Source organism: Massilia mucilaginosa, assembly GCF_011682145.1.
Lineage (GTDB): Bacteria > Pseudomonadota > Gammaproteobacteria > Burkholderiales > Burkholderiaceae_D > Telluria_A > Telluria_A mucilaginosa.
This window is the reverse complement of sequence record NZ_WHJH01000008.1, coordinates 78,175-98,428: the sequence shown is the minus strand read 5'-3', so window position 1 is coordinate 98,428 and position 20,254 is coordinate 78,175. Positions and strand designations below refer to the sequence as shown.

Sequence of the window (20,254 nt, the reverse complement as noted above, 5' to 3'; positions counted from 1 at the left end):
TCAGCGCACGCTCTGGATCAGGAAGCTGGCCTGGCCCGGGCTGCAGCTGCGCGAGCTGCCGCTCTTGTCGTAGCAGGCATGCACCTCGCGCAAGAAGCGCCCGCCGCTGGCGCAGAAGGGCAGCACGCCATCCCTGGCCAGGGCCGGATTGGCGTCCTTGAAGGCGCTGTACAGCTCCGCGTTGGTGGTGCGCACAGGCGCCGCCGGCTTCCAATACGGTTCGGGGATCGCCAGCTGGTCCTTGAGCCTGGCCGACAGGTCGAAGTACGCCGCCGGCTCCAGTCCGGAGCAGGTTCCGTGCTTGCTCCATTCGTGGCCGATCAGTTTTGGGGAGGGGAACAGCGGCGTGTATTTTTCGCGCACGTCGTTGGGCAGCTTCTGCTTGGTGCAGTTCGATGGATAGCCTGTTTCGTACTGCGGCCACAGGCCGTGCAGCACGAAGCCGAGCTGGCGGCCGACCGCGCATTGATCGGGGGCGCTGCGGCTGGCGCAGTAGGACGGCGACCAGCTCAGCGCCACCGCGTAGTAATCGAACTGCCCGGTGACCGCACGCGGCGCCTTGGCGTGGCGTGGGCCGCCCCGGGCAGGGTAGCCCCGGCCAGGGCCATGAATGCCACCAGTGCGCATTGCCGTAATCGGACCATGATGTCTCCGCGTCGAAGGTTGAACGAATGATCATTTTTTCTGGAAATCATTTACGGAAAACAGTCATTCAGCATGTTCCTGACGGTGGCCAAGGGGCGCCGTGCGGCGGCGCCTGGCTTTCAGGCGGGATGTCATCCGGCTGATAAAATAGCAAGTTCTGGTCAATTGAGAATCATCATGGAAAAAATCATCCCCCACTTCGGCGCCATCAATCTGGCATTGCCTGAGGAATACAACGAAGCAACGTATCTTGTCGATGGACGCGAAATCGACCTGTCGCTCGCTTTCTTTAACGCATTCTCCGGAGAGGATGGCATTACCGAGTTCTCCGCGGTCAAGGACCTCGATCCTGCCGTGCTCGATCGCGTCGCGGGTTTCATGGAGCAGCTCGACAGCAAGATCGCGCGCGCGCATGCCGCCTGCGTGGCCGACTTCCATGCCGGCGGCGTGGTGCGGGAAACGTATGTCGATCATCACCTGGAAGAGTTCTCGCCCGAGGAGCTGGCGGCGCTGATCGACGGCACCGACGCCACGCTGCCGGTCGAGGAGCGCATGCTGGCGACCCTGCACCTGAGCCATGTGGGCCTGCACCCGATGCCGGACGATTCGGACGCCTCGTTCGCGATGTTCGATTTCACCTTCGGCGAAGACCTGACCAACTACGTGGTCGCGGTCAAGTTTGCGGAAGACGGCACGATCCAGGGCGTCGACGTCGAAAGCTGACGCGGCGCGCGGCCGCGCGGCGGCTCACGCACTGCGTTGGCGGCGGCGCCAGCGTGCCGCGCCCATGCCGGCCGCGCCGATCGCCATCAGCGCCAGCGCCAGCGGTTCCGGCACCGCATTGAGCGCGGCGATCGCAAACCGGGTCTGGTCGGTCCAGATCAGGCCGCGGGTATCGACACCGTTGGCGTTGCGGTAGTTGTAGACGTATTCTTCGCCGGTGATGGTCGAGCTGGTGACCTGGTAGGCGACATCCGACATCGACCAGGTGGTCGAAAACTTCAGCGGCCCGCCGATCCGGTAGCCGAAGCGCTCGATGCTGCATTTCCAGAAATACTGGTCGCCGACGCCGCAACCGATGTAATCGTTCGAACCATTGTGCTTGAACGACATCAGTTCTTCCTTTGCAAACAGGCCGTCGCCGTCCAGGTCATCGGCGATAAAACTGCCCGCGATCAAAGCCGCCGGATCGAACTGGTTGCTCACCTTATCGTAAAACCCCGTATAGCTGAACTGAAACTCGATGGGGCCTGCTTGGGCTACCGCGGCGCAACTTGCAAGCGCCGCCGCGCCGATCAATTTGAAGAACATGGCTACCTCCGCTGAGGATTGAACAAACTCCCGGGGCCGACAGCGCACCGGGCCTGCCACGTGAAGGCCACGTGTGAGCGGATCGTAGCAGGCCGACTCGTGCGCTCAGTAGCATATGCGCAACACATAACATTAGCTGCGGAAAATTTCTGGGGCAAATTTCAGCCACGCCGGGCGCGAGAATGTCAACTATTAAGAATTGAATAAGTCATAATTTTAACGTTGGTAATTTTGCTATAATCGTAAAAGGCAATTTCGCCCTGCACATATAGAGATCATTATGGCAATTGACGTATACCTCCAAATCGAAGGCGTAAAAGGCGAGTCCGCCGATTCCACCCACAAGGACTGGATCGAGTGCGAGTCCGTCGCATGGGCTATTTCGCAGCCACGTTCGGCGACGTCGTCGACCGCCGGTGGTCACACCGCCGAGCGCGCTGAACTCTCCGAGATCAGCTTTGTAAAAATCGCCGACCTGGCCTCGCCAGTGCTGGCGCAACACTGCGCTTCGGGTAAAACCCTGGCGAAGGCGAAGTTCGAATTCTTCCGTGCCGATGGCACGGGCGAGCGCGTGAAATACTACGAGATCGAACTGGAAAACGTACTGGTCGGGCACATCGCTCCGAGCGTCGGCGCTGGCAGCATCATGGCTGAAAGCGTTGCACTGAAATTCTCGAAAGTGAAGTGGAAATACACGCAACAAAAAATCGGCGGTGGCACTGGCGGCAATACGTCCGGCGGTTGGGACGCGGCAGCTAACAAGGTTGTTTGATCGGGCGGCGGCCGTTGGCCGCCGTTTGATGCGCTGTGAGCACATGCTGCTCATTGCGCAAACAAAGACGCTTGCGGGAGAGTCATCTTCCGCAAGCGTTTTTTTATTTGAGGGCGTCCGCTGGCGAATTTTCAGGCCGGCGCGCAGTCCTTCAAGTCCGCCGGACAGGATGATATAGCCTGCGCCCTGATGCACACGCATGGTCGCTGCGCCGGGCGATATGGCGCGGCATAGCGGAACGGTCCACATTGTTATATGCTGACCATGACCCGATCAGCTTTTGCTCGTTATCGTCAAGATGCATCGGGTGGGTTGAACCATCCAATACCAAAGTAGACATATTTTTCTATTAATACTGTTGCTTGACTCGAAAATCCAGCAGCTCGGCATACACCGCACGGCAACCCCAGGATGCGCGGGATTCCGGGTCGCTGCCAAGGCAGGTGCGCCGCTTGCGCACCTGGCGCACGCTTGCGGCGCTATCGATCGCAGCCGCGCCAGCGCAGTAACAGGCCTGGGCGGGCGCGGCGCTTGCTTTCACGATTAATTTAATAATAAGACATAATTTCAACGTTGGTGCTTTTGTTATAATAGTGAAAGGCAATTTCGCCCTGACCTAGGAAACTACTATGGCAATTGACGTATACCTCCAAATTGACGGCATCAAAGGCGAGTCCGCCGACTCCGGTCACAAGGATTGGATCGAATGTGAATCTGTGGCCTGGTCGGTCTCGCAGCCACGTTCGGCCACGTCCTCGACCGCTGGTGGCCACACCGCCGAGCGTGCCGAATTGTCGGAAATTAGCTTTGTCAAAATCGCCGACCTGGCCTCGCCTTTGCTCGCGCAAAACTGCGCGTCGGGTAAAACGCTGGCTAAAGCGAAGTTTGAATTCTGGCGTGCCGATGGCGCGGGCGAACGCATCAAATACTACGAGATCGAACTGGAAAACGTACTGGTTGGCCACGTTGCGCCAAGCGTCGGTGCTGGCAGCATCATGACCGAAAGCGTCGCCCTCAAATTCTCGAAGGTGAAGTGGAAGTACGTCCAGCAAAAAATCGGCGGTGGCGCTGGCGGCAATACGTCCGGCGGTTGGGACGCGGCAGCCAACAAGGTCGTCTGATCGAACGGCGGCCACTGGCCGCCGGCCGCCGCACCGGAGCGCAACACGGCTCCGGGTGCGAACAAAAACGCTTGAAGGAGAGTGCATCCTCCTCAGGCGTTTTTTCTATTTGGCGGTGCCTGCCGCGGCTTCTTTCCGGCCGCCGCCGCACAGCGTCCCCGGGTCCGCCGTGTCCGCGCCTGTATCGCATCGATGCGGGCGCTATCGCCCTGCCGCGCAATTTAACAATTGACATAAAAATAATACATAATTCCAACGTTAATGTTTTTGCTATAATACGCAAGGCAATTTCGCCCCTGTTTAAGGAAGCTACGATGGCAATTGACGTATATCTTCAAATCGACGGCATCAAAGGCGAGTCCGCCGACTCCGGCCACAAGGACTGGATCGAGTGTGAATCGGTAGCCTGGTCTGTCTCGCAGCCACGTTCGGCCACGTCCTCGACCGCTGGCGGACACACCGCCGAGCGCGCCGAATTGTCGGAAATTAGTTTTGTCAAAATCGCCGACCTGGCCTCGCCGCTGCTCGCGCAAAACTGCGCGTCGGGTAAAACGCTGGCTAAAGCGAAGTTCGAATTCTGGCGCGCCGATGGCGCCGGCGAACGCATCAAATACTACGAGATCGAACTGGAAAACGTGCTGGTCGGGCATGTGGCGCCAAGCGTCGGCGCTGGCAGCGTCATGACCGAAAGCGTCGCCCTCAAATTCTCGAAGGTGAAGTGGAAGTACGTCCAGCAAAAAATCACCGGCGGCGCCGGCGGCAATACGGCGGGCGGCTGGGACGCGGCGGCCAATAAAGTGGCCTGATGCGGGGGCGGCCGCTGGCCGCCTTTTTTACTATCATTACGCAGGAGAATACGATGGCGATAACGGCACCCCCGATTCAAGACAGCAGGGGTTTTTTCATGCTTCCGCAGGCACCGCAGGAATCCGGCTATTACGTCTATGGGACACCCGGCAACGGACGTGGACAATATGCTCATCCGGGATTGCTTTCGGCGATTTTCATGGTCGAGCGGCAGTGGGCTGCGATCAACAAGAACAAGTTCGGCATTGGCAATATCAGCCTGGCCGGTGGCCCCCGCTTTGAAGGCCACGGAACGCACAAGAGCGGCTTGGAAGTCGATGTGCGCCCGCTGCGCAAGGATGGCGAGAAGGCCGCTGTAACGCGCTTCTCGCAAGATTACGATCGTGAAGCCACCGCCACGCTGATCGGCTTGTTTCTTGCCCTTCCCAGCGTGCAACTGGTGTACTTCAACGACAAAGCGATTACCGGCGTGCGGCCGATGCCAAGCCACGACGATCACTTTCACGTGCTGATCAAGGTACCGTCATGAAGAAGATTCTTGTCCTGGTTACGCTGGCGCTTGCATTGCCTTTCCACGCTTTTGCAGACGATAAAGCGCCGTGGGAAGGCACGTACAAACCGATCAAGGGCAAGTATGAAATCTATGGCGGCTCGCTGCATGAACAGAAGGCGCCGGGCCGGAATGACAGCAAGGTGGCTTTCCGTGTCGAAGGCACGGCTGCCAAGGACATGTTCGATGCGATGCAGCCCGATGAAAAGCTCAAATGTACCGATGCCGCCGGCTACCGCGAGCGGCGCAAGGACAATCTGTTTTGCACCTACGAGACGGACAGTGGCTACAACTGCTACTTCGGCTTCGATCTGCGCACCGGTAAAAGCATCGGCGGCGCCAGCTGCTAGCCCGCTTCATCCGCCCACGTCCGGCGGATGAACAAAGGCCGCGCCGCTACATCAATATGACGTCGTACTGTTCCTGGTGATACGCGGTCTCGACCTGCAGCGAAATCTGCTTGCCGATGAAGTCCCCCAGCATCGCCAGGTGCTGCGACTCCTCTTCCAGGAACAGGTCGACCACCTCTTGCGAAGCGAGGATGCGGAATTCGCGCGGGTTGAACTGCTTCGCCTCGCGCATCAATTCGCGCAGGATCTCGTAGCAGATGGTGCGGCTGGTTTTCACCTGGCCCTTGCCGGCGCAGGCCGGGCAGGGCTCGCACAGGATATGCGCCAGCGACTCGCGCGTGCGCTTCCTCGTCATCTCCACCAGTCCCAGCGCCGAAAAGCCCGACACCGACACCTTGGTGCGGTCGCGCGACAAGGTCTTCTTCAACTCCTGCAGCACCGCGTGCCGGTGCTCGTTGTTGTCCATGTCGATGAAGTCGAGGATGATGATCCCGCCCAGGTTACGCAGCCGCAGCTGGCGCGCGATCGCATGCGCCGCTTCCAGGTTGGTCTTGAAAATGGTATCGGCAAAATTGCGCCCGCCCACGAAGCCGCCGGTGTTCACATCGATGGTGGTCATGGCCTCGGTCTGGTCGACGATCAGGTAGCCGCCCGATTTGAGGTCCACGCGCCGCCCGAGTGCGCGCAGGATCTCTTCTTCCACGCCGTACAGGTCGAACAGCGGGCGCTCGCCGGTGTAGTGCTGCAGGCGCGTGAGCACCGTCGGCGTGTAGGCTTTGGCGAATTCGACCAGCATGGCGTGGTTCTCGCGCGAGTCGACCTGGATGGTGGCCGTTTCGTCGTGCACGAAGTCGCGCAGCACGCGCTGGGCCAGGCTCAGGTCCTGGTACAGCAGGCTGGTGGCGGGGCGCGTTTTGGCGCCGTGCAGAATCGCGCTCCAGGTCTTGCGCAGGTAGTCCACATCGGCCGCCAGGTCGCTGTCGGACGCTTCCTCGGCCATGGTGCGCACGATGTAGCCGCCTTTTTCCTCGGCCGGCAGCAGGCTGTGAAGGCGCGTGCGCAGCAGTTCGCGCTCGGACTCCTTTTCGATCTTTTGCGAGATGCCGATATGGCTGTCCTGCGGCAGGTACACCAGCATGCGCCCGGCGATAGAAATCTGGGTCGACAGGCGCGCGCCCTTGGTGCCGATCGGGTCCTTGATCACCTGTACCGTCAGCACCTGGCCGTCGAACAGGATCTTCTCGATCGGGGTCGGCGCCACGCTCGGGCCTTCGTGGGTGCGCGCTTCCCAGATGTCGGCCACGTGCAGAAAGGCGGCGCGTTCGAGGCCGATGTCGATGAATGCCGACTGCATCCCCGGCAGCACCCGCACCACCTTGCCCGAGTAGACGTTACCGGCCAGCCCGCGCGTGAGGGTGCGCTCGATGTGCAGTTCCTGCACGGCGCCTTGCAGGATGAGCGCCACGCGCGTCTCCTGCGGAGTGATGTTGATCAGGATGTCTTCGTTCATGGTTCAGGGCCGCCGTGCAGATTGTAGTGTTAGGGACGAGGCCGGGGGGACGCGGCTGGCGCGCGCACAAGGGCGCATCAGGCCAGCGGAATGCCCGCTTCGCGCAGCAGCTGCGCGGTCTCGAACAGCGGCAGTCCGACGATGCCCGAATGGCTGCCTTCGATATGTTCGACGAACAGCGCGGCCAGGCCTTGCAGGCCGTAGCCGCCGGCCTTGTCGTACGGTTCGGGAGTGGAGCAGTAGGCCTTGATCGAGGCCGCCGACAGCTTGGCGAAGCGCACCTGGGACACTTGCGTGACCTGGCGTTTCATGTCGGTGTGATACACCGCGATCGCGGTCATCACCTGGTGGGTGCGGCCGGACAGGCGTTCGAGCATGTCCATCGCCTCGTTGGGCGAGCCGGGTTTGCCGAGGATGGCGCCATCGATGGTGACGGTGGTGTCGGCCGCCAGCACCGGACGCAGGGTCAGGCGGCGGTGCTGCACCATGTTCCAGCCGAAAGCGGCTTTTTCGTTGGCCACGCGCGCCACGTAGTCGATGGCCGCTTCGCCCGGGTTCACTACTTCGGTCACGTCCGGACCGCGCGGCGTATCGTTGCGCAAGGTGAGCAGCTCGAACTCGACGCCGATCTGGCGCAGCAATTCGCGCCGGCGCGGGCTTTTCGAGGCAAGGTAGATTTTTCTGTCGATCGGTTTCATCGGATTCCCGTTTTCTCAGACGCGATGATAAGGGTGATTCTGCGTGATCGACCACGCCCTATACAACTGCTCGGCAAGCATAACACGCACGATGCCGTGCGGGAGCGTCATACTGGAAATACGAATCAGCCCCTCGGCGCGCGCCTTGAGTTCGGGATCGAGGCCGTCGGCCCCGCCGATCAGGAAGACGGTGTCGCGCCCGTCCTGCTGCCACTGCATCAGCTGCTGGGACAGGCCCACGCTGGTCAGGTCCTTGCCGCGTTCATCCAGCGCGATGATGCGTGCGTTCTTGGGCAGGACTGCTTCGATGCGCTCGCGTTCGAGCGCCATGGCGGTGGCCGCCGTTTTGCTGCCGGAGCGTTCGACCGGCTTGATTTCCTTGAGCACGATGCGCAATTCAGGCGGCATGCGCTTCGTGTACTCGGAAAAGCCGGTCTCGATCCAGGCGGGCATCTTGTGGCCGACCGCAGCGATCATGAGCTGCATCGATGCTTACTCTGCGTCTTTTTTCGCGACGCGCTTGATGACTTTCTTGACCGGCACGGCGTCGGCCGGAGCCTTTGGCGCCTTGACGGCGGCGGCGCGTTTCGGCGGCAGTGCCTTGAGCGCCTTGACTGCGGCTTCTTCGGTCTTGGTCGCGGCGACCTTGACCACTTTGCCGACGGCTTTGCTGGCGGCTTTTTTGGCTGGCGCTTTTTTGGCGGCGGCAGAGGTCTTGGCGGCGGCGGCTTTTTTGGCGGCTGGTTTGCGTTCGTTGACCGGCTTGACTTCAGGCGCTTCCTGGGTCGAGGCAAGGTGCTTCGACTTCGGCTTGACTTCGGCCGCTTCGGCCGCTTCCACGGTGCCCTTGCGCTTGGCCGCGCCCAGCTTGACCGGCTTGTCGCCCCAGATTTCTTCGAGACGGTAGTACTGGCGGATCGCCGGCTGCATGATGTGGACGATCATGTCGCCCAGATCGACCAGGACCCATTCGCCGGTGTCTTCGCCTTCGATGCCGATCACGTCGCCGCCGGCTGCCTTGACCTTGTCGCGCACGGAGGCGGCCAGCGCCTTGGTCTGACGGTTGGAGGTGCCGGAAACGACGGCGATGCGGTCAAAGAGGCTGGTCAGGTGAACGGTATCGAACACGGTGATGTCCTGGCCCTTCACGTCTTCGAGGGCGTCGACGACGAGGGTCTGCAGTTTTTTAATATCCATTAGATTTCGTATAAATTATGTTGTTGAATATAGTCTAGCACTACCGGGGAGATAAGCGAGTTTGCCTTCTCGCCCCGTTGTAATGCCGCACGAATCTGGGTGGCGGAGATGTCCACATCCAGCGTCTCGGCCAGGTAAGCCCTGCCGGACGGGGTGTTACGCAATTGCGCCAGGCTGCCCCGGCGCATGGTGAGTTCTTCGGCGACGGCCGCCGGCAATGCCGCATCGGCCATCGAAAATCCAGGGCGTGCCGCCACGCCGATATGGGCCAGCTCGAACAGCGCGCGCCATTCGCGCCAGCTGTCGAGCTGCTGCAACTGGTCGGACCCCATCAGGAAAACGATCGACGCTTGCGGCCCGAGTTCGGCGCGTACGCTGCGCAAGGTGTCGATGGTGTAGGTCGGCGTGCCGCGTTCGATTTCCTGCAGGTCCAGCGTGACCGCCTTCGTAATATCGGCAGCGGCGCCGCCGAAGGCCAGCCGCAGCATGGCGATACGGTCGGCGTCGCGGGCCTGCAAGCCGCTCTTTTGCCACGGACTGCCGGCCGGCAGGATGCGCAGCTGGTCCGGTTCGAGCAGGGTGGCAAACAAGGTGGCCAGCGCCACATGACCGTTATGGACCGGGTCGAAACTGCCTCCCAGCAGTGCGACGCACAAGGTCACGTAGCGAGCCAGTCGCGATGCACCAGGAAGTCGCTGTACAGCGTCGCTTCGGCGCTGCCGGCTTCCGGATGCCAGTCGTAGCGCCACTTGACGATCGGCGGCATCGACATCAGGATCGCTTCGGTGCGGCCGCCCGACTGCAGGCCGAACAGGGTGCCGCGGTCCCACACCAGGTTGAATTCCACATAGCGGCCGCGCCGGTAGGCCTGGAAGTCGCGTTCGCGCTCGCCGTACGGCGTGTCCTTGCGGGCCATCAGGATCGGCAGGTAAGCCTTGACGAAGGAGTCGCCCACGCTTTGCGTCATCGCGTACGAGAGGTCGAAACCGGCTTCGTTGAAGTCGTCGAAGAAGATCCCGCCCACCCCGCGCGGCTCCTTGCGGTGTTTCAGGTAAAAGTAATCGTCGCACCAGTGCTTGAAACGCGCGTGCAGGGTGCTGCCGAAAGGCGCGAGCGCATCGTGGCAGGTCTGGTGGAAGTGGCGCGTGTCGCCTTCGTCGCCGTAGTAGGGCGTCAGGTCCATGCCGCCGCCGAACCACCATACGGGTTCCTCGCCTGGCGCGGTGGCGGTGAAGAAGCGCACGTTCATGTGGACCGTCGGCGCGTACGGGTTGCGCGGGTGGACCACCAGCGACACGCCCATCGCTTCCCAGGCGCGGCCGGCCAGTTCGGGGCGCGAGGCCGCGGCCGATGGCGGCAGGTTGGCGCCCATCACGTGCGAGAAGTTGACGCCGCCGCGTTCGAGCACATTGCCTTCCTCGATCAGGCGCGAGATACCGCCGCCGCCCTCGGGACGCTGCCACTCTTCACGCAGGAAGGGCTTGCCGTCGGCTTCTTCGAGCGCTTGCACGATGCGCGCTTGCAGGTCGAGTAGCCAGGCCTTGACGGCCGCAGGGGAAGGGGATGACATCGGGGAGCGGGACCGGGGAATAAAAATTGAGGACGAATTGTACACCGTGCCGGTGTTTTATGATATGTGCAGCATCGTTAAACTAAGAACCGTCGTTCTAATGGTCGTCGTCCCCGCCTCTGCGGGGAGTCGGGTTCGGCAGTGCCGGAGACGACAGTTTTGGGGCTAGTGGTCGATTCTTAGTGTTTCAACCCGCGCCAGCCGATATCGCGGCGGAACTGCGCGCCGTTGAAGTGGATCTTGTCGACCGTCTCGTAAGCCTGCTTCTGCGCCATCTTGACGCTGTCGCCCAGGCCCACCACGCACAGCACGCGGCCACCGCTGGTCACCAGCTTGCCGTCAAGCTGGCGGGTGCCCGCATGGAAGGTCACGCATTCCGGCGTTTCGGCGGGAATGCCGTCGATCACATCGCCCTTGCGCGGATCGTCCGGATAGCCGGCAGCGGCCAGCACCACGCCCACCGCCGTGCGGCGGTCCCATTCCAGTTCGACCGTGTCGAGCGTGCCGTTCACCGCATGCTCCATCACCGTCACCAGGTCGCTCTTGAGGCGCGCCATGATCGGCTGCGTCTCCGGGTCGCCCATGCGGCAGTTGAATTCGAGCGTCTTCGGATTGCCTTTGTCGTCGATCATCAGGCCCGCGTACAAAAAGCCGGTGAACGGAATGCCGTCCTTGGCCATGCCGTTGATGGTCGGGTTGATAATCTCGCGCATCACGCGCGCATGCATGGCCGGCGTGACGATCGGCGCCGGCGAATACGCGCCCATGCCGCCCGTGTTGGGGCCTTCGTCCGCATCTTTCAGGCGCTTGTGATCCTGGCTGGTCGCCAGCGGCAGGATGTTTTTGCCGTCGCACATGACGATGAAGCTCGCTTCCTCGCCCGCCAAAAACTCTTCGATCACGATGCGCGCGCCGGCGTCGCCGAAGCGGTTATCGGCCAGCATGTGGTCCACCGCCTGATGCGCTTCGTCGAGCGTCATCGCGACCACGACACCCTTGCCGGCAGCCAGGCCGTCGGCCTTGATGACGATCGGTGCGCCATTGGCGTCGATGTAGGCGTGCGCCTGCGCCACGTCCGAAAACGTCTGGTAGGCCGCCGTCGGAATGCCATGACGCTGCATGAAGGCCTTGGCGAAGTCCTTCGAGCTTTCGAGCTGCGCCGCTTCTTTGGTGGGTCCGAAAACCTTCAGGCCGCGGCCGCGGAAGAGGTTGACGATGCCGGCCGCCAGCGGCGTCTCGGGACCGACCACGGTCAGGGCGATGCCTTCGCGCTGGACGAATTCGGCCAGCTGCTCGGGGTCGGACAGTTCGACGTTGACCAGGCGGATGTCGCGCGCCGTGCCGCCATTGCCGGGAGCGACGTAGACCATCTGGATACGTTCGGATTGGGCCAGTTTCCAGGCCAGTGCATGTTCACGGCCGCCAGAGCCGACTACCAGGATTTTCATAGGAGCTTAATCTTCGATCAGGACGTTGGTATAGACTTCCTGCACATCGTCGAGGTTCTCGAGCGCGTCGAGAATTTTTTGCATCTTGATGCCGTCTTCGCCGCCGATCACGGTTTCGGTGGACGGCTTCATGATGATCTCGGCCACTTCGGCCTTGAAGCCGGCCGCCTCTAACGCTTCTTTCACGGTGGCGAACGCGAACGGATCGCACAGCACTTCGAAGCCGCCTTCTTCGTCGGCCACCACATCTTCGGCGCCGGCCTCCAGAGCCGCTTCCATCAACTTGTCTTCGTTCACGCCGGGCGCGAACAGGAACTGGCCGCAGTGCTTGAACATGAACGCGACCGAACCTTCGGTGCCCATGTTGCCGCCGTGTTTATTGAAGGCGTGGCGCACTTCGGCCACCGTGCGTACGCGGTTGTCGGTCATGCAGTCGACGATGATGGCCGCGCCGCCGATGCCGTAGCCTTCGTAGCGTACCTCTTCGTAGTTCACGCCTTCGAGCCCGCCCGAGCCGCGCAAGATGGCGCGCGTGACGTTCTCTTTCGGCATATTGGCGTCAGCCGCCTTGTCCACCGCCAGGCGCAGGCGCGGGTTGGTGGCGATGTCGGGGCCGCCCATGCGCGCGCCAACCGTGATTTCCTTGATCAATCGGGTCCAGATCTTGCCGCGCTTGGCGTCGGTAGCGGCCTTCTTGTGCTTGATATTGGCCCATTTGCTGTGTCCAGCCATGTCGAAATTTCCTTAGACGGTATGCATCAGTGGCCGACATTTTACCATAGCGCCCTTGTCAAAATCCGCCGGCCGCCAGCCAGTTTGCGCGATTCGTTCTACAATCGCTGCATGAACAAAAGCGCAACGGCCGTCGCCGCCCAATCGATCCCGCGCCAGGCCCTGATGGCCGGCCTGGCTCTCGCCATCGCGGGCGCGGTGCTGTTTTCGACCAAGGCGGTGCTGGCCAAGCTGATGTACCGCTACCACGTCGACGCCGTCACCGTGCTCGCCTTCCGCATGCTGTTCTCGCTGCCGGTGTTCGCCGCCGTCGCCCTCTGGAAGATGCGCACCGAAGCGCCGCTGCCGGTCGCCGACCGCTGGCGCCTGGTGTTGCTGGGCGTGGTCGGCTACTACCTCTCCAGTTTTCTCGATTTTCTTGGCCTGCAGTTCATCTCGGTCGGGCTGGAACGCCTGATCCTGTTTCTCACGCCGACGTTTGTCCTTCTGATTACCTCGGTGTTCCTCAAGCGGCACATCAGCCGCATCGAGTGGCTGGCGCTGCTGGTGTCGTACTGCGGCATCGTGCTGGTGTTCGTGCATGACCTTGACGGCGGCGCCGGCAGCACAGGACGCACCAGCGTCGGCGCGCTGCTGGTGCTTGGTTCGGCGCTGTCGTACGCGGTGTACCTCTTGATGTCGGGCGAGATGGTGCGCCGCATCGGCTCCCTGCGCCTGGTGGCGTATGCGATGTGCGTCTCGAGCGCGGTGTGCATCGGCCAGTTCTTCGTGCTGCGGCCCGCCTCGATGCTGGTGCAGCCGGCGGCGGTGTACTGGTACTCGCTGGCCAACGGGATTTTTTGCACTGTGCTGCCGGTCTTCATGACCATGATCGCGGTGCAGCGCATCGGCGCCTCGACCGCGTCGCAGGCCGGCATGATCGGCCCCGTCTCGACCCTGTTCCTCGGCGCGCTGGTGTTGAAAGAGCCGATCACCGCCGTGCAGCTGGGCGGCACCGCGATGGTACTGGCGGGGATTTACATGCTGTCGAAGAAAAAATAGTCGTCAGTCCACCACCATCAATCCGACCTCACGAAAGCGACCGAATGAACCAACCGACCATGCCCCGCATCGCCCTGATCGCGCACGACAAGAAGAAGGACGACATGATCGTGCTCGCCGGCGAGTACCTCGATTTCCTGCGCGGCTGCCAGCTGATGGCGACCGGCACCACCGGCGCGCGCCTGATCATGGAGCTGGGGCTGGCGGTGGAACGCAAGGAGTCCGGCCCTTTTGGCGGCGACCTGCAGATCGGCGCGGCCCTGGTCGAAGGCCGGATCGACGCGGTGGTGTTCCTGCGCGACCCGATGACGCCGCAGCCGCACGAGCCGGATATCAACGCGCTGGTGCGCGCCTGCGACGTCCACAACGTGGCCTGCGCCACCAATCTGTCGACCGCCCATGTGCTGCTGTCGCATCTCAGGCTGGCGGCCGCACAACCCGATTTTGAATCAGACAGGAGTCCAGCATGATGGCAAAAGCAATCCGCATCAACCGCACCGGCGGCCCCGAGGTCATGGAATACGTCGACGTGGAAGTGGGCGAGCCCGGACCGGGCGAAGCGCGCGTGCGCCACGCCGCCTGCGGCATCAACTATATCGATGTGTACTTCCGCACCGGCTTGTATCCGCAGCCGCTGCCGGCCGGCCTGGGCATGGAAGGCGCGGGCGTGGTCGAAGCGGTCGGCGAAGGCGTGACCGAGGTGGCCGTGGGCGACCGCGTGGCCTACGCCGGCCGTCCGAACGGCGCTTACAGCGAGGTGCGCAACATGCCTTCGGCGCTGCTGCTGCGTCTCCCGGACGCGATCTCGTTCGAGACCGGCGCCGCCATGATGCTGCAGGGGCTGACCGTGCAGTACCTGTTCCGCCGCACCGTGCCGCTCAAGCGCGGCGACACCATCCTGTTCCACGCGGCCGCCGGCGGCGTGGGCCTGATCGCCTCGCAGTGGGCGCGCGCGCTGGGTGTGAACATGATCGGCACCGCCGGTTCCGATGAAAAGGCGGCGCTGGCCAAGGCGGCCGGCTGCAGCCACGTCATCAACTACAACACCGAGGATTTCGTGGCGCGCGTGATGGAGATCACCAACGGCGACAAGGTCTCGGTGGTGTACGACTCGATCGGCAAGGACACCTTTATCAAGTCGCTCGACTGCCTGCGCCCGCTCGGCACGATGGTCAGCTTCGGCAACGCGTCCGGCCCGGTACCCGATTTTTCGCTGGCCGAACTGTCGTCGCGCGGCTCGCTGTTCATCACCCGTCCGACCCTGTTCAGCTACGCCGCCAGGCGCGCCGACCTGGAAGCGATGGCGGCCGACCTGTTCGCGGTAGTCGCCAGCGGCGATGTCAAGATCGCTATCCACCAGACCTACAAGCTGGCCGACGCCGCGCAGGCGCATATCGACCTCGAAGCGCGCAAGACGACCGGTTCGTCGATCCTGGTGCCATGAGCGCGCCGGAGGACGATGGCTCGCCCAAGTTCGGGCGCCTGTTGATCGGGCTGATTCTGGCGGTGCTGCTGATCGTGGGGATCACCTTCGGTTCGGAGGCCTGGCTCGGCCATCCATGAAAAAACGCGCCCGGTGGTGAGCCGGGCGCGTTTTTTTGCGAGGCCTGGCGACTCAGCCTTCGCGTTTCAGTTCGACCCGCCGCGCGACCCCGCTCACGCCCGGGAATTCGGCGAAGGCGCTGTGCACCAGCGCCGGCATCAGCGCCGGGGTGGACATGTCGCGGCTCATGTTATGCACGGTGACGTCGAACAGGCGCTTGCCGTCCGGGATCGACTTGATCCCGACCTGCAGTTCGCGCCGGTACTGGTGATCGATGCGCTCGCGGTACATCGGCGCGCCGGTCCAGAACGGGTCGTAGAAGGGGCTGTGCCAGCCGCCCCAGTAACGCCGCGCGCCCCAGTGGCGGCCGCGGTAGCCGTAGCCGCCGAAGGCGAAGCGCGGGCTGGCGTAAAAGAAGGGATCGACCATTTCGACGATCCGCACCGGGATGTCGGTGGTGGTGAAACGCATCGAGATTTTGAGGGTCGGCTTGCCGCTTTCGCCGGCGTCGCGGAAACCCAGCCGCGTCAGCTCCCCGCGCACCAGGTTCTGGTAGCTGCGCAGTTCGAGCGTATCGTCCTGCACCGGCGGCGCTTCGAATACATAGGTTTTATCCCGCAGCTCGGCCGGCCATTGGTGGAAGGTGGTCACATCGCTGCGGATCGTGGTCGCGCAGCCTCCCAGCAGCAGGGTCAGCGCCGCACCGGCGGCTATCAATAATCGTCTCATTGTTTTACTCCCATGACTCAAAACGGATTTCACCGAAGCTAACTTTATGTCTCGCAGCCTATTTTCGCAGAATTTTTACAAGTTGTTACCCCCGTTCACACTGCGATACAGGCAAATGCGAGGCAATCGGAGGCAATGAGGCGCGGCGCAAGCTTGCGGTATTGGTAAAATAGGCTCCCGACTCACCGTCCCTTCCGAGATCCCATGCGCACAGACACTCCGCAAACCATCTATCGCAAAGAGTACACCCCGCCCGGCTTCATGGTGGAAACGGTCGAACTTGGCTTTGATCTCGACCCGCAGCGCACCATCGTCGCCAGCCGCCTGAGCATGACGCGCAATCCCGAGAGCCAGGTGCGCGCGATTGAGTTGCACGGAGAGAACATCGTCCTGGTGGCGCTGCGCATGAACGGCACGACCCTGTCCAAGCGCGATTACCGACTCGACGACAAGATGCTGGTCATCCCGAACGCGCCCGACGAGGTGACCCTGGAAATCGAAACCCTGACCGCACCGGTCAAGAATACGACCCTGAACGGGTTGTACGTATCGAACGGCAACTTTTTCACCCAATGCGAAGCGGAGGGTTTCCGCAACATTACGTATTTCCCCGACCGTCCCGACGTGATGGCGAAATACACGGTGATGTTGCGCGCCGATAAGGCGACCTATCCGGTGCTGCTGTCGAACGGCAACCTGATCGAAGAGGGCGAGCTGGGCGATGGGCGCCACTTTGCCAAGTGGGAAGACCCGTTCAAGAAGCCGTCCTACCTGTTCGCGCTGGTCGCGGCGCGCCTGGTGTGCCAGGAAGAAATGTTCAAACTGGCCGATGGGCGCACGGCGCTGCTCCAGGTGTGGGTGGAAGAGGGCAACCTCGACAAGACCGATTACGCCATGCAGTCGCTCAAGAACTCGATCCGCTGGGATGAAGAGCGCTTCGGACTCGAGCTCGACCTGGACCGCTTCATGATCGTCGCCGTGGGCGACTTCAACATGGGCGCGATGGAAAACAAGGGCCTGAACATCTTCAACACCAAGTTCGTGCTGGCCAATCCGCGCGTGGCGACCGACATCGACTACGCCGGCATCGAAGCGGTGGTCGGCCACGAGTATTTTCACAACTGGACCGGCAACCGCATCACGTGCCGCGACTGGTTCCAGCTGTCGCTGAAAGAAGGGCTGACGGTGTTCCGCGACCAGGAGTTTTCGGCCGACATGATCGGCACCGAGAGCGGGCGCGCGGTCACCCGCATCGACCAGGTGCGCACCCTGCGCCAGGCCCAGTTCCCGGAAGACGCGGGGCCGATGGCGCACCCGGTGCGGCCCGATTCTTTTGTGGAGATCAATAACTTCTACACCGTCACGGTCTACGAAAAAGGCGCGGAAGTGGTGCGCATGTACCAGACCCTGCTCGGGCGCGAACGCTTCCGCAAGGGCATGGACCTGTATTTCGAGCGCCATGACGGCCAGGCCGTGACCTGCGACGACTTCCGCGCCGCCATGGCCGATGCGGGCGGGCGCGACCTGTCGCAGTTCGAACGCTGGTACAGCCAGGCCGGAACGCCCGTGGTGCGCGCCGAAGGGCGCTACGACGCCGACGCATTGACCTACGAGCTGACCCTGACCCAGCGCTGCCCGGCCACGCCCGGCCAGGAACACAAGCTGCCGTTCCATATTCCGGTGGCGGTCGGCCTGCTGGGCGCCGACGGCCGCGACCTGCACCTGAACGTCGATGGACTCGATGCCGTCACGGCGGTGCTGGAACTGACCGACGCCTCGCGCACCTTCCGCTTTTCCGGTGTGAAGGAAGCGCCGACGCCGTCGATCCTGCGCGATTTTTCGGCGCCCGTGGTGCTGGAATACGACTACACCGACACCGAACTGCTGCACCTGTTCAGCCATGACAGCGACCCGGTCAACCGCTGGGAAGCCGGCCAGCGCCTCGCCATGGCGCGCCTGCTCAAGCTCACCGCAGCCGTGGCCGCGGGCGACACGTTAGCGCTGGACGCCACCTTCATCGACGCGCTGCGCAAGATCCTGGCCGACGCCTCGCTCGATGCGGCCTTCCGCGAACAAGCCTTGCTGTTGCCGTCCGAGAGCATGATCGCCGACCAGATGGAAGTGGTCAATCCGCAGGCGATTCACCAGGCGCGCCAGTTCGTGCGGCGCACCATCGGCGAGGCGCTGCGGGTGGACTTGCGGGCCCAGTACGAGGCCAACCAGACTCCGGGCGCGTACAGCCCCGATGCCTTGTCGGCGGGCCGGCGCGGCCTGAAGAACCTGGCCCTGGCCTACCTGGCGTCGACCTCCAGCGAAGAGGGTATCGCACTGGCGCAGGCGCAGTTCGACACCGCCGGCAACATGACCGACCGGGTAGCCGCGCTGGCGGCCCTGATCCACGCGGGCGCGGCGTCGGCGCAGGCGGCGCTGCAATCGTTCTACCAGGACTTCGACAACGAGGCGCTGGTAATCGACAAGTGGTTCGCGATGCAGGCCTCGGCCCCGGCCACCGACCTGGCGGCGGTGCGCGCGTTGATGCGCCATGCGGCCTTCAACATCAAGAATCCGAACCGCGCGCGCAGCCTGGTATTTACTTTCTGCGTCGGCAATGCCTCGCAGTTCCACGCGCCTGACGGCAGCGGCTACGCCTTCTGGGCCGAGCAGGTGATCGCGCTCGACAGCCTGAACCCGCAGGTGGCGAGCCGCCTGGCGCGCTCCATGGACCGCTGGCGCAGGTACGCGCCGGCGCTGCAGGCGCACATGAAGAAGGCCTTGCAGAAGGTCGCCGGCGTGAAAAAATTATCCAACGACGTGCGCGAAGTGGTGAGCAAGGCGCTCGCCAATTAATCGCCGCGACGACCGGGGACCTCGAAAAACCTACTGCGCGTCGTCATTTTCGTCCGGGACGCGCAGTCCTGCGATGCTCACCGTACCTTCGTACGGCTGCGCTTCTCGTACGAAACTGACGCCGCTCGCTACGGTTTTTCGAGGCCCCCGGCCAAAGCATATTCAACACACCAAAGGGAAGTGAATGAAACGCGTCAGTCTCACGCAACACCTGGTCGAAGAACAACGGCTGCATAACTCCATCCCGGCCGAACTGCGCCTGCTGATCGAAGTGGTCGCGCGCGCCTGCAAGACCATCAGCCATTCGGTCGGCAAGGGAGCGCTCGGCGATATCCTCGGCAGCGCCGACACCGAGAACATCCAGGGCGAAGTGCAGAAAAAGCTGGACGTGATCTCGAACGAGATCCTGCTCGAAGCCAATGAATGGGGCGGCCACCTGGCGGCGATGGCGTCGGAAGAGATGGAATCGATCCATCCGATCCCGAACCGCTATCCGATGGGCGAATACATGCTCTTGTTCGACCCGCTCGACGGCTCGTCGAACATCGACGTCAACGTCTCGATCGGCACCATCTTCTCGGTGCTCAAGGCGCCGGACGGCATGGGCACGCCGACCGAAGCGGACTTCATGCAGGCCGGCAGCATGCAGGTCGCCGCCGGCTACGCCGTGTACGGCCCGCAGACCATGCTGGTGCTCACCACCGGCAATGGGGTGAACTGCTTCACCCTGGACCGCGAAATGGGCTCGTGGGTGCTGACCCAGCGCCACATGATGATTCCCGAAGCGACCAAGGAATTCGCGATCAATATGTCGAACCAGCGCCACTGGCATGCGCCGGTGCAGCGCTATGTCGACGAGCTGCTGGCCGGATCGACCGGCGTGCGCGGCAAGGACTTCAATATGCGCTGGATCGCCTCGATGGTGGCCGACGTGCACCGCATCCTGAACCGCGGCGGCATCTTCATGTATCCGGCCGATACGCGCGACACCTCGATGCCGGGCAAGCTGCGCCTGATGTACGAAGCCAATCCGATGGCGATGATCGTCGAACAGGCCGGCGGCGCCGCGACCGACGGGCGCACGCGCATCCTCGATATCGCGCCGCACAAGCTGCACCAGCGGGTGCCGGTGTTCCTCGGTTCGAAGAGCGAAGTCGAGCGCGTGAGCAGCTATCACGCCGAGTAAAACTGGTTTTTTTGACAGAAAACCGAAAGAACGCGTATTCGGACTAGCAATTTTGCCGGGTTGTTTGCTAGAATACGCGTCTTCGCCGATTTAGCTCAGTTGGTAGAGCAGTTCATTCGTAATGAAAAGGTCGCCAGTTCGATTCCGGCAATCGGCACCAGGTACATGCAGCAAGTCAGAACCCGCACGCCTCACGG

Annotated in this window: 23 protein-coding genes and 1 tRNA gene; 13 read left to right on the top strand and 11 right to left on the bottom strand. The window is 62.6% G+C overall.

The features are described from left to right. Positions 1 to 627 (bottom strand): ribonuclease T2 family protein, encoded by a 627-nt coding sequence (locus tag F2P45_RS09930; RefSeq protein ID WP_166873586.1) that lies wholly within the window; start codon positions 625 to 627, stop codon positions 1 to 3. Positions 628 to 822: 195 nt separating this feature from the next. On the opposite strand from F2P45_RS09930, the gene F2P45_RS09925 reads away from it, so the two are divergent. Then, complete coding sequence (locus tag F2P45_RS09925; RefSeq protein ID WP_166873583.1) at positions 823 to 1,368, top strand: DUF2004 domain-containing protein; 546 nt, start codon at positions 823 to 825, stop codon at positions 1,366 to 1,368. 24 nt (positions 1,369 to 1,392) lie between these two features. Here F2P45_RS09925 and F2P45_RS09920 read toward each other — a convergent pair whose 3' ends face one another. Then, positions 1,393 to 1,956 (bottom strand): PEP-CTERM sorting domain-containing protein, encoded by a 564-nt coding sequence (locus F2P45_RS09920; protein WP_166873580.1) that lies wholly within the window; start codon positions 1,954 to 1,956, stop codon positions 1,393 to 1,395. A 280-nt stretch (positions 1,957 to 2,236) separates the two neighbouring features. On the opposite strand from F2P45_RS09920, the gene F2P45_RS09915 reads away from it, so the two are divergent. The 5 genes from F2P45_RS09915 (at position 2,237) to F2P45_RS09895 (ending at position 5,556) form a co-directional block, all read left to right on the top strand. Then, a complete protein-coding gene (locus F2P45_RS09915) occupies positions 2,237 to 2,728 on the top strand; it encodes an Hcp family type VI secretion system effector (protein WP_166873578.1) in 492 nt (163 codons plus the stop codon). Positions 2,729 to 3,357: 629 nt separating this feature from the next. Then, a complete protein-coding gene (locus F2P45_RS09910; protein WP_166873575.1) occupies positions 3,358 to 3,849 on the top strand; it encodes an Hcp family type VI secretion system effector in 492 nt (163 codons plus the stop codon). Between the two features lie 314 nt (positions 3,850 to 4,163). After that, positions 4,164 to 4,655 (top strand): Hcp family type VI secretion system effector, encoded by a 492-nt coding sequence (locus F2P45_RS09905; RefSeq protein WP_166873573.1) that lies wholly within the window; start codon positions 4,164 to 4,166, stop codon positions 4,653 to 4,655. Between the two features lie 53 nt (positions 4,656 to 4,708). Next, positions 4,709 to 5,185, top strand: a complete 477-nt coding sequence (locus tag F2P45_RS09900; protein WP_166873569.1) for a penicillin-insensitive murein endopeptidase — start codon at positions 4,709 to 4,711, stop codon at positions 5,183 to 5,185. Further along, positions 5,182 to 5,556, top strand: coding sequence for a hypothetical protein (locus F2P45_RS09895; protein ID WP_166873566.1), 375 nt, complete (start codon positions 5,182 to 5,184; stop codon positions 5,554 to 5,556). Before F2P45_RS09900 ends, F2P45_RS09895 begins: the two co-directional genes overlap by 4 nt. A gap of 46 nt (positions 5,557 to 5,602) precedes the next feature. Here F2P45_RS09895 and rng read toward each other — a convergent pair whose 3' ends face one another. The 8 genes from rng to F2P45_RS09860 form a co-directional block, all read right to left on the bottom strand. Continuing rightward, a complete protein-coding gene (gene rng / locus F2P45_RS09890) occupies positions 5,603 to 7,066 on the bottom strand; it encodes a ribonuclease G (RefSeq protein ID WP_166873563.1) in 1,464 nt (487 codons plus the stop codon). A gap of 77 nt (positions 7,067 to 7,143) precedes the next feature. Then, a complete protein-coding gene (locus F2P45_RS09885) occupies positions 7,144 to 7,764 on the bottom strand; it encodes a Maf family protein (protein WP_166873560.1) in 621 nt (206 codons plus the stop codon). A gap of 15 nt (positions 7,765 to 7,779) precedes the next feature. Then, the gene (rlmH, locus tag F2P45_RS09880) at positions 7,780 to 8,250 is read right to left on the bottom strand and encodes a 23S rRNA (pseudouridine(1915)-N(3))-methyltransferase RlmH (protein WP_166873557.1); all 471 of its coding nucleotides are present in this window, start codon (positions 8,248 to 8,250) and stop codon (positions 7,780 to 7,782) included. 6 nt (positions 8,251 to 8,256) lie between these two features. Next, positions 8,257 to 8,961 (bottom strand): ribosome silencing factor, encoded by a 705-nt coding sequence (rsfS, locus tag F2P45_RS09875; RefSeq protein WP_166873554.1) that lies wholly within the window; start codon positions 8,959 to 8,961, stop codon positions 8,257 to 8,259. Beyond that, positions 8,961 to 9,623 carry a nicotinate-nucleotide adenylyltransferase gene (locus tag F2P45_RS36120; protein WP_370663230.1) on the bottom strand — a complete coding sequence of 221 codons (663 nt, stop codon included), beginning with the start codon at positions 9,621 to 9,623 and terminating at the stop codon, positions 8,961 to 8,963. The genes rsfS and F2P45_RS36120 overlap by 1 nt, the downstream gene beginning before the upstream one ends. Next, entirely contained in the window at positions 9,620 to 10,531 is a 912-nt protein-coding gene (gene hemF, locus F2P45_RS36115) for an oxygen-dependent coproporphyrinogen oxidase (RefSeq protein ID WP_229505002.1), read from the bottom strand. The genes F2P45_RS36120 and hemF overlap by 4 nt, the downstream gene beginning before the upstream one ends. Before the next feature lie 179 nt (positions 10,532 to 10,710). After that, the gene (gene purD, locus F2P45_RS09865) at positions 10,711 to 11,979 is read right to left on the bottom strand and encodes a phosphoribosylamine--glycine ligase (RefSeq protein ID WP_166873548.1); all 1,269 of its coding nucleotides are present in this window, start codon (positions 11,977 to 11,979) and stop codon (positions 10,711 to 10,713) included. A gap of 6 nt (positions 11,980 to 11,985) precedes the next feature. Continuing rightward, entirely contained in the window at positions 11,986 to 12,711 is a 726-nt protein-coding gene (locus tag F2P45_RS09860) for a YebC/PmpR family DNA-binding transcriptional regulator (RefSeq protein ID WP_166873546.1), read from the bottom strand. Between the two features lie 111 nt (positions 12,712 to 12,822). Here F2P45_RS09860 and F2P45_RS09855 point away from each other — a divergent pair, with 111 nt between their 5' ends. Genes F2P45_RS09855 through F2P45_RS36745 form a run of 4 tightly spaced genes read left to right on the top strand, consistent with a single transcriptional unit; the run spans position 12,823 to position 15,315 of the window. Then, positions 12,823 to 13,752 (top strand): DMT family transporter, encoded by a 930-nt coding sequence (locus F2P45_RS09855; RefSeq protein WP_166873543.1) that lies wholly within the window; start codon positions 12,823 to 12,825, stop codon positions 13,750 to 13,752. Positions 13,753 to 13,796: 44 nt separating this feature from the next. Then, entirely contained in the window at positions 13,797 to 14,222 is a 426-nt protein-coding gene (locus F2P45_RS09850) for a methylglyoxal synthase (protein ID WP_166873540.1), read from the top strand. Continuing rightward, complete coding sequence (locus F2P45_RS09845; RefSeq protein WP_166873795.1) at positions 14,222 to 15,196, top strand: quinone oxidoreductase family protein; 975 nt, start codon at positions 14,222 to 14,224, stop codon at positions 15,194 to 15,196. Before F2P45_RS09850 ends, F2P45_RS09845 begins: the two co-directional genes overlap by 1 nt. Beyond that, positions 15,193 to 15,315: a hypothetical protein gene (locus F2P45_RS36745; RefSeq protein ID WP_267877343.1), complete on the top strand. Its 123-nt coding sequence runs from the start codon at positions 15,193 to 15,195 to the stop codon at positions 15,313 to 15,315. The genes F2P45_RS09845 and F2P45_RS36745 overlap by 4 nt, the downstream gene beginning before the upstream one ends. A 52-nt stretch (positions 15,316 to 15,367) precedes the next feature. Here the strand turns inward: F2P45_RS36745 and F2P45_RS09840 are convergent, their stop codons facing one another. Further along, positions 15,368 to 16,024, bottom strand: coding sequence for a DUF4136 domain-containing protein (locus tag F2P45_RS09840; RefSeq protein WP_166873538.1), 657 nt, complete (start codon positions 16,022 to 16,024; stop codon positions 15,368 to 15,370). Positions 16,025 to 16,228: 204 nt separating this feature from the next. On the opposite strand from F2P45_RS09840, the gene pepN reads away from it, so the two are divergent. From pepN to F2P45_RS09825, 3 genes are all read left to right on the top strand, one after another. Next, positions 16,229 to 18,871 (top strand): aminopeptidase N, encoded by a 2,643-nt coding sequence (pepN, locus tag F2P45_RS09835; protein ID WP_166873534.1) that lies wholly within the window; start codon positions 16,229 to 16,231, stop codon positions 18,869 to 18,871. Between the two features lie 184 nt (positions 18,872 to 19,055). Then, positions 19,056 to 20,057: a class 1 fructose-bisphosphatase gene (locus tag F2P45_RS09830; protein ID WP_166873530.1), complete on the top strand. Its 1,002-nt coding sequence runs from the start codon at positions 19,056 to 19,058 to the stop codon at positions 20,055 to 20,057. Positions 20,058 to 20,141: 84 nt separating this feature from the next. Then, positions 20,142 to 20,217: transfer RNA gene (locus F2P45_RS09825), tRNA-Thr, on the top strand. Positions 20,218 to 20,254: the final 37 nt, after the last annotated feature.